The following is a 7,938-nucleotide window of genomic DNA, read 5'->3' as shown; positions in this document are numbered from 1 at the left end:
AACACCCCCTCACCCAACCCTCTCCCCACTGGGGAGAGGGCTTTATTTTGGGATCAGGCGAGGCGCCCGAACGCGCCACGGCCGGCATAGCGCGCGGCCTGGCCCAGCTCTTCCTCGATACGGATCAGCTGGTTGTACTTGGCAAGCCGGTCGGAACGGGCGAGCGAGCCGGTCTTGATCTGGCCGCAGTTGGTGGCCACTGCCAAGTCGGCAATGGTTGCGTCTTCGGTTTCGCCCGAACGGTGGCTCATCACCGCGGTATAGCCTGCGCGCTGCGCGATGCTGACGGCTTCGAGCGTTTCGGTGAGCGTGCCGATCTGGTTGACCTTGACCAGCAACGAGTTGGCCAGCCCCTTGCCAATGCCCATTTCCAGGCGCTTGGGGTTGGTCACGAACAGGTCGTCGCCGACCAGCTGCACGCGCTTGCCAATCTTGCTGGTGAGCGCGGCCCAACCTTCGAAATCGTCTTCGGCCATGCCGTCTTCGATCGAGAGGATGGGATAGGCATCGCACAGCGCGGCCAGGTAATCGGCCATGGCATCGGGGCTGAGCGAGAGGCCTTCGCCGCTGATTTCATACTTGCCGTTGCGGAAGAATTCGGTGCTGGCGCAGTCCAGCGCCAGGACCATGTCTTCGCCCGGCTTGAACCCGGCCTTTTCAATCGAGGCCATCACGAAATCGAGCGCATCGCGCGTGCTGGCAAGGTTGGGGGCAAAGCCGCCTTCGTCGCCCACGGCGGTGGCCAGGCCCTTGTCCTTGAGGCCCTTCTTGAGGGTGTGGAACACTTCCGCGCCCCAACGCACGGCTTCGGCCAGGGTGGGCGCGCCCACCGGCATGATCATGAATTCCTGGAAATCGATCGGGTTGTCGGCATGTTCGCCGCCGTTGATGATGTTCATCATCGGCACCGGCAGCACATGCGAGGACACGCCGCCAACATAGGAATAGAGCGGCAGGCCACGCGCATCGGCAGCGGCCTTGGCCACGGCGAGCGAGGTGCCGAGAATGGCGTTGGCGCCGATACGGCCCTTGTTCTCGGTGCCGTCCAGTTCGATCATCGCCATGTCGATGTCGCGCTGGTCTTCGGCGTCGAGGCCGAGCAGGACTTCGCTGATCTCGTCGTTGACGGCGTCGACCGCCTTGGTCACGCCCTTGCCCAGATAGCGGCTCTTGTCGCCATCACGCAGTTCGACTGCTTCGTGCGCGCCAGTCGAGGCGCCTGACGGCACGGCGGCACGGCCGAACGAGCCATCGTCAAGGAGAACGTCGACTTCGACGGTGGGATTGCCCCGGCTGTCGAGAATTTCGCGGGCGTGAATATCGATGATCGCGGTCATGATCGGCTTCCCTTGGCTTTCGGTGGCCGGCCCCCAGTGGGCCTGCTTCCAGCAGCGAACGACGGTGTAACTATCCAGGGCAAGTTTCTCTGGACTTCACCGGCCTGCCGGGCTCCTATCGGGTGGAACCTTGGCAAGCAAGCGGCGTTGGCTTGCAAGATGGCGTAGAGCGGCAAATAATGCCGCAGTGCAACACCTGAACGCCGCCCGATCCATGGCCCATGCAGGGCATACGATTGTGGCATACGAATTTGTCGAAAGAGAAAGGGATTCTCATGGCCGACACCGCACCTGAAACCAACGAAACCGAAGCTGCCATCAAGGATGCCGGCGCCGATCTGGTGGATGCCGGCACCAAGGCGGCCGATGCCGTCGACGTGAAGGCGCACGACCTGGCCGCCACGGCACGCGATCTGGCCGAAAAGGCCAAGACCCGCTTTGCCCAGGCCGTGGACGAAGCACGCAGCAGCGCCGAAACGCTCAAGGCCGAGGCAATGGAAAAGAGCCAGGTCTACAAGGACAAGGCCAGCGACACCGCCGCGCAGTGGTCTGACGAGGCCAAGGCCCTGGCCGCGCAGGCCAAGGACAAGGGCGCCGATCTGGCGCACGATGGCAAGGCCAAGGCCAGCGAAGCGCTTGCAGCCGTGGGCAAGGCCATTGCCGGTTCGGCCGAGGCGATCGATGAAAAGCTTGGCGTCAAGTATGGCGACTATGCCCGCACCGCTGGCAAGAGCGTGGAAGACACCGCCGACAAGCTCGCATCCAAGGACTTTGCCGAACTGGGTGAAGACGTGAAGACCTTCGTGCGCAAGAGCCCGGCCACCGCGCTTGGCATCGCGGCCGTGACCGGCTTCGTGCTGGCGCGCCTGTTCCGCGGTGGCGACAGCACGGATGCCTGACAGCAGCGAGGCCACGCCGCTGGCCGCGCGACTCGAAGCGCTGTTCCGCCAGGGTGAAGCCGTTCTCGGCGCCGAGATGGCCTATCAGAAGGCGCGCGTTGGCTTTGGCTGGAGCCGGGGCAAACGCGTGGCCGTCTATCTGCTCCTGGCTGGCGCGTTCGGCGGCTTGACCCTGGTGGCGCTGGTGGTGGGCCTTCTCATTGCGCTGGCGCCACTGTTGACGGCCTGGGGGGCGCTGGCCGTGGTCGGCCTGGGCCTCATGCTGCTCAGCGGCCTGTGCTTCCGCGCCGCCGTGCGCGCGTTTCGCGATGCGCGCGATACGGTGCTGGGTAAGCCCACCCGGGCAGAAGCGGCAGTGGTTGCTGCCGTAGAGCAGGAGAACGCCATGCAGGAAACAGCGGCATGAGCGCCGAGGAAACCCTGCTGGCCGCCGCCCAGGCGCGCGCGCAGGCCTGGCAAGACATGCGATCGGAACTTGTCGGTCTCAAGGATGACTTGGCCGCGCGCCCCCTGGGGCAGCGACTGCGTGATCGCCTGATCGACGAAATGGTGGAAGCCATCGATGGCGCCGGCACGGTGATCAAGGACACTGCACCGGCGCTGATCATTACCCTGGTGGTGCTCGCAGGCTGGACCTTGCGCGAGCCGCTGACGGCCCTTGGCCAATGGCTGTGGGACAAGCGGCCGAGCGGATGGTTCGGCAAGCGCGAAAATCGCAAGTGGGGGCGCAAAACTGGAGGATTATGGTGAGCGACGACACGAAGCAGACGCCCGAACTGCCCCCGGTAGTGCCGGCACAGGACGACGATAGCAACCAGGCGAGCGATCGCGTGTCCCAGGCCCGCGCCAAAGCTGCGGAAGTGGGCAGCACCGTACGCCAGGTGGTGGAGCAGCATCCGCTGGCGGCACTGGCCGGCGGCATCGCGCTAGGCTTGGTGGTGGGCAAGTTGGCCACCCGCAGCCGCAAGCCGACTGCCGCCTCAACCTTTGCCAGCCTGGCCGAACCGGCCGAGCAGGTCGCTGCCGGGCTCAGCAAGAAAGCCAGCACGCTGGCGACGCTGGCGGCAGAGATCGCCCTTGCCTATGCTGCCAAGGCGGCCGATGCCGGCCGCGAAGGCGTGCACAAGCTGGAAGACATCGGCAGCGAGGCCAGCGGCAAGCTGGCCGAGGGTGCCGGCGAAGCACGCAAGAAGGCGACCGATCTGGCCGAAGTGGCTGCCAACGCCGCACGCGAGGCGGCCGACGTGGCGCTGGCGAAGGCCAGCGAACTGGCCGCCCGCCTCAAGCGCTGAGCACGCCCACCCTGCCCTCAGCGCCGTTTTGCGCAAATGCCCGTGCGCAGGTTGCAAATGTGCAGCCGCGCACGGGTCTTGCGCAAAGCCGCACAGTTTGCCATCGGCTTTTGGCATCCTCCCAGGGAAGGGCCACAATGCAGAAACTCCATCTCGTGATGGGCGGCCGGGTGAAAGACCCGCAGACGCTCGATTTCGTCGATCTCAAAGCCATCGATCTCGTCGGTGTCTATGCCGATTACGCCGCGGCCGAAGAAGCCTGGCGTTCGGCAGCGCAGCGCACCGTTGACGATGCCGAAATGCGCTATGTGGTGGTCCACCTCCACAAGCTGCTCGATCCGGCGCAAAGCGACGCCTGATCGCAGCGACATCGCGCTAATGCAAAAAGCCCGGCAAGACAGCAGTTTCCGGGGCTTTTTGATGGCTTTGCGCAGGATCGGTTCAGATGAACTCGATCTTCTGCACCAGGTAGAACTTGTCGCCCGAGGGAACCGTGACTTCGATTTCCTCGTCCACCTTGCGACCGATCAGCGCGCGGCCGAGCGGCGAATTGTAGCTGATGCGGCCACGCTTCGCGTCGGCCTCGGCCTGGCCCACGATCTGGTAGCGCACCGGCTTTTCATCATCATCGAGCAGCGTCACCGTGGCGCCAAACACGATGCGGTCACCCGACAGGGTGGTGGGATCGATGATGTGCGCGCGGCTGATCTTGTCTTCCAGATCGGCGATCGTCGCTTCAACCTGCCCCTGGCGTTCCTTGGCGGCATGGTATTCGGCATTTTCGGAAAGATCGCCGTGGGCGCGTGCTTCCTCGATGGCGTCTACGATCCGGGGACGCTCCTCGCGCAGCAGCTTGAGCTCGGCAGTCAGCTTTTCATAGCCTTCCTGGAGCATCGGCAGCTTTTCAACACTGGCCATCCGTAATCCTTCTCTTTCAATTCCCTGGCCCAATGGGTTCGAGGGAAAACCGTTCCCCCGCCGGGCTGGAAACCAGCCTGGCCACGTTCAGCCGCGATGGGCAACGCTGTGGGAGGGGAACCCTTGGACGATCAACGATAATAGTCTTGCAGCGACTTCACTTCAAGTTCGGCACTGCGCAAAGCCTCGATCGCCTCTGCCGCAGCCACCGATGCGGTGGCTGTGGTGAAGTAGGGAACCCTGCCATTGAGCGCCGACGCACGGATCGAAGCGGAGTCCTTGTGGCTTTGCCAGCCTTCGGTCGTGTTGAAAATAAGGGCAATCTCGCCATCGATGATGCGATCGACGATGTGCGGGCGGCCTTCGGCCACCTTGTTGACCTGTTCCACGTTCACGCCGTTGTCAGCCAGGTAGCGGGCAGTGCCGCCAGTGGCGACAATCTTGAAGCCCATCGCCGCCAGCTTGCGCACGCCCGGCAGAACCACCGGCTTGTCGGTATCCTTGACCGAGACGAACAGCGTGCCGCCCTGCGGCAGGCGGGTGCTGGCGCCCAGCTGCGCCTTGGCGAAAGCCATGCCGAAATTTTCGTCGATACCCATGACTTCGCCGGTCGACTTCATTTCCGGCGAGAGCACCGGATCGACGCCGGGGAAGCGCGCAAACGGGAACACCGCTTCCTTCACCGCCATGTAATCGATGTCGCGGCGGATTTCGGGCAGATCGGCCAGGCGTTCGCCGGCCATCACGCGGGCGGCATACTTGGCAATGGGCTGGCCCACGGCCTTGGCCACGAACGGCACGGTGCGGCTGGCGCGCGGGTTCACTTCGATCAGGTAAACATCGCCATCCTTGACCGCGAACTGGATGTTCATCAGGCCCCGCACTTGCAGCGCCTGGGCCAGCAGAACCGCCTGCCGCTCCATTTCGGCAACGATTTCGGCCGGCAGGTTATAGGGCGGCAGGGTGCAGGCGCTGTCACCCGAATGGATGCCGGCTTCCTCGATGTGCTGCAGCACACCAGCCACGCGCACGGTTTCGCCATCGGCCAGCGCATCGACATCGCATTCGATCGCATCGCGCAGGTACTGGTCGATCAGGACCGGGCTATCGCCGGAAACCTGCACCGCCGTGGCGATGTAGTCTTCCAGCTGGGCCTGGCTGTCGACGATTTCCATGGCGCGGCCACCCAGCACGTAGCTGGGGCGGATCAGCACGGGATAGCCGATGCGGCTGGCCACGGCGATGGCTTCGTCGCGGCTGCGGGCGATGCCATTCGCCGGCTGCTTGAGGCCCAGCTGCTCGACCAGCGCGGCAAAGCGCTCGCGGTCTTCAGCCAGGTCGATCGCATCGGGCGAGGTGCCCAGGATCGGGATGCCGGCGTCTTCCAGCGCCTGCGCCAGCTTGAGCGGGGTCTGCCCGCCGAACTGCACGATCACGCCGACCAGTTCCCCGGTGGAGCGCTCGACATCAAGGATTTCCAGCACGTCTTCCGCCGTCAGCGGCTCGAAATAGAGGCGGTCCGAGGTGTCATAGTCGGTGGAAACGGTTTCCGGGTTGCAGTTGACCATGATGGTCTCGAACCCGGCGTCTTCCAGCGCGAAGCAGGCGTGGCAGCAACAATAGTCGAACTCGATGCCCTGGCCGATACGGTTCGGCCCGCCACCCAGGATCACGATCTTGCGGCGATCGCTGGGCATGGCTTCGTTTTCGGGCTCGCCAAACAGGCCACCTTCATAGGTGGAATACATATAGGGCGTGACCGCTTCGAATTCGGCGGCGCAGCTATCGATGCGCTTGAACACCGGGCGCACGCCCAGCTTGTGGCGCAGCTTGCGCACTTCGGCCTCGCTGGTGGCACCAGCCATAGCCGAGACCACATCGTGGACCAGGCCCGAGCGGGCGTGGTTAGGGCTGCCGACCAGGCCCGCCGACCGCACCGCCAGCTTGGCCAGGCGCTTGTCGGAAAAGCCCATGCCCTTCAACCGGCGCATGCCTTCGGCCGTCACCGGCAGGCCGTGCTGGATCACCGCCTCTTCCTCGGCGATGATTTCGGCGATGTGGCGCAGGAACCAGGGTTCGTACTTGGTCACGGCGTGGACGTCTTCGACGCTGAAGCCTTCGCGGAAGGCCTGGCCGACCACGAGCAGGCGCTCGGGCGTGGCGCGGCTGAGCGCGGCGTTGATCTCGTCGCGCGTCGCGCCTTCCAGCGCGTCATAGCGGTTGAAGCCGTCGAGGCCGGTTTCCAGCCCGCGCAGGGCCTTCTGCAGCGATTCCTTGAGATTGCGGCCGATCGCCATGACTTCGCCGACCGACTTCATCGCCGTCGACAGCAGCGGTTCGGAACCCTTGAACTTTTCAAAGGCAAAGCGCGGGATCTTGGTGACGACATAGTCGATCGTCGGTTCAAAGCTCGCCGGCGTGGCGCCGGTGATGTCATTGGTGATCTCGTCGAGGGTATAGCCTACCGCCAGCTTGGCCGCGACCTTGGCGATCGGGAAGCCGGTGGCCTTCGACGCCAGCGCCGAGGAGCGCGAGACGCGCGGGTTCATCTCGATCACGATCAGGCGCCCATCCTTGGGGTTGACCGCGAACTGCACGTTGGAACCGCCGGTTTCCACGCCGATCTCGCGAAGCACCGCGATCGATGCATTGCGCATGATCTGGTATTCCTTGTCGGTCAGCGTCAGCGCCGGGGCCACGGTGATGGAGTCGCCGGTGTGCACGCCCATCGGATCGACGTTTTCGATCGAGCAGATGATGATGCAATTGTCGTTCCGGTCACGGACGACTTCCATCTCGTATTCCTTCCAGCCGAGGAGCGATTCCTCGATCAGGACTTCGGTGGTGGGCGATGCTTCCAGGCCACCGCGGACGATCTTGATGAACTCGTCCTTGTTGTAGGCAATGCCGCCGCCGGTGCCACCCAGGGTAAAGCTGGGGCGGATGATCGAAGGCAGGCCAGTGGTTTCCAGCACGGCGAGTGCTTCTTCCACGGTGTGGGCCACGCCCGACCGGGCCGATTCCAGCCCAATCTTGTCCATCGCGTCGCGGAACTTCTGGCGGTCTTCGGCCTTGTCGATCGCCTCGGCGTTGGCGCCGATCATCGTCACGCCATACTTTTCCAGCGTGCCGTCATTGGCCAGGGCCAGCGCCGTGTTGAGCGCGGTCTGCCCGCCCATCGTCGGCAGCACGGCATCGGGCCGTTCCTTGGCGATGATCTTGGCCACCACTTCGGGCGTGATCGGCTCCACATAGGTGGCGTCGGCCATTTCCGGGTCGGTCATGATCGTGGCCGGGTTGGAATTGACCAGGATGATGCGATAGCCCTCTTCCTTGAGCGCCTTGACCGCCTGCGTGCCCGAATAGTCGAACTCGCAAGCCTGGCCGATGATGATCGGCCCGGCGCCGATGATCAGGATCGAGGAGATGTCAGTGCGCTTGGGCATGGGTGGGCCTTTGTCTTTGTTCTGGCGTCAGCCGTGCCGGGCACGG

Annotated in this window: 8 protein-coding genes; 5 read left to right on the top strand and 3 right to left on the bottom strand. The window is 64.3% G+C overall.

Features of this window, described 5'->3' with window-relative positions; genetic code table 11:
* Positions 1-53: 53 nt before the first annotated feature.
* Positions 54-1,337, bottom strand: a complete 1,284-nt coding sequence (eno, locus tag IP65_RS15475) for a phosphopyruvate hydratase (protein ID WP_022677770.1) — start codon at positions 1,335-1,337, stop codon at positions 54-56.
* A gap of 275 nt (positions 1,338-1,612) precedes the next feature.
* On the opposite strand from eno, the gene IP65_RS15470 reads away from it, so the two are divergent.
* The 5 genes from IP65_RS15470 to IP65_RS15450 all read left to right on the top strand — a co-directional run bounded on the left by IP65_RS15470 (position 1,613) and on the right by IP65_RS15450 (position 3,887).
* On the top strand, positions 1,613-2,236 hold the full coding sequence (locus IP65_RS15470) for a hypothetical protein (protein WP_022677771.1): 624 nt from the start codon (positions 1,613-1,615) through the stop codon (positions 2,234-2,236).
* Complete coding sequence (locus IP65_RS15465) at positions 2,229-2,642, top strand: hypothetical protein (RefSeq protein WP_022677772.1); 414 nt, start codon at positions 2,229-2,231, stop codon at positions 2,640-2,642. The genes IP65_RS15470 and IP65_RS15465 overlap by 8 nt, the downstream gene beginning before the upstream one ends.
* Positions 2,639-2,986 (top strand): hypothetical protein, encoded by a 348-nt coding sequence (locus IP65_RS15460; protein ID WP_022677773.1) that lies wholly within the window; start codon positions 2,639-2,641, stop codon positions 2,984-2,986. Before IP65_RS15465 ends, IP65_RS15460 begins: the two co-directional genes overlap by 4 nt.
* Positions 2,983-3,528, top strand: coding sequence for a hypothetical protein (locus IP65_RS15455; RefSeq protein ID WP_148291813.1), 546 nt, complete (start codon positions 2,983-2,985; stop codon positions 3,526-3,528). The genes IP65_RS15460 and IP65_RS15455 overlap by 4 nt, the downstream gene beginning before the upstream one ends.
* 137 nt (positions 3,529-3,665) lie before the next feature.
* Entirely contained in the window at positions 3,666-3,887 is a 222-nt protein-coding gene (locus IP65_RS15450; protein WP_022677775.1) for a DUF4170 domain-containing protein, read from the top strand.
* 82 nt (positions 3,888-3,969) lie between these two features.
* On the opposite strand, the gene greA is transcribed toward IP65_RS15450, so the two are convergent.
* Both greA and carB read right to left on the bottom strand, forming a co-directional pair.
* Complete coding sequence (greA, locus tag IP65_RS15445) at positions 3,970-4,446, bottom strand: transcription elongation factor GreA (protein WP_022677776.1); 477 nt, start codon at positions 4,444-4,446, stop codon at positions 3,970-3,972.
* 131 nt (positions 4,447-4,577) lie between these two features.
* Positions 4,578-7,892, bottom strand: a complete 3,315-nt coding sequence (gene carB / locus IP65_RS15440; RefSeq protein WP_022677777.1) for a carbamoyl-phosphate synthase large subunit — start codon at positions 7,890-7,892, stop codon at positions 4,578-4,580.
* Positions 7,893-7,938: the final 46 nt, after the last annotated feature.

It is taken from the genome of Novosphingobium sp. AAP1 (genome assembly GCF_001295765.1).
Taxonomy (GTDB): domain Bacteria; phylum Pseudomonadota; class Alphaproteobacteria; order Sphingomonadales; family Sphingomonadaceae; genus Novosphingobium; species Novosphingobium capsulatum.
Note: the sequence above shows the minus strand (reverse complement) of the source record. Positions and strands in the feature narration are given on the sequence as shown.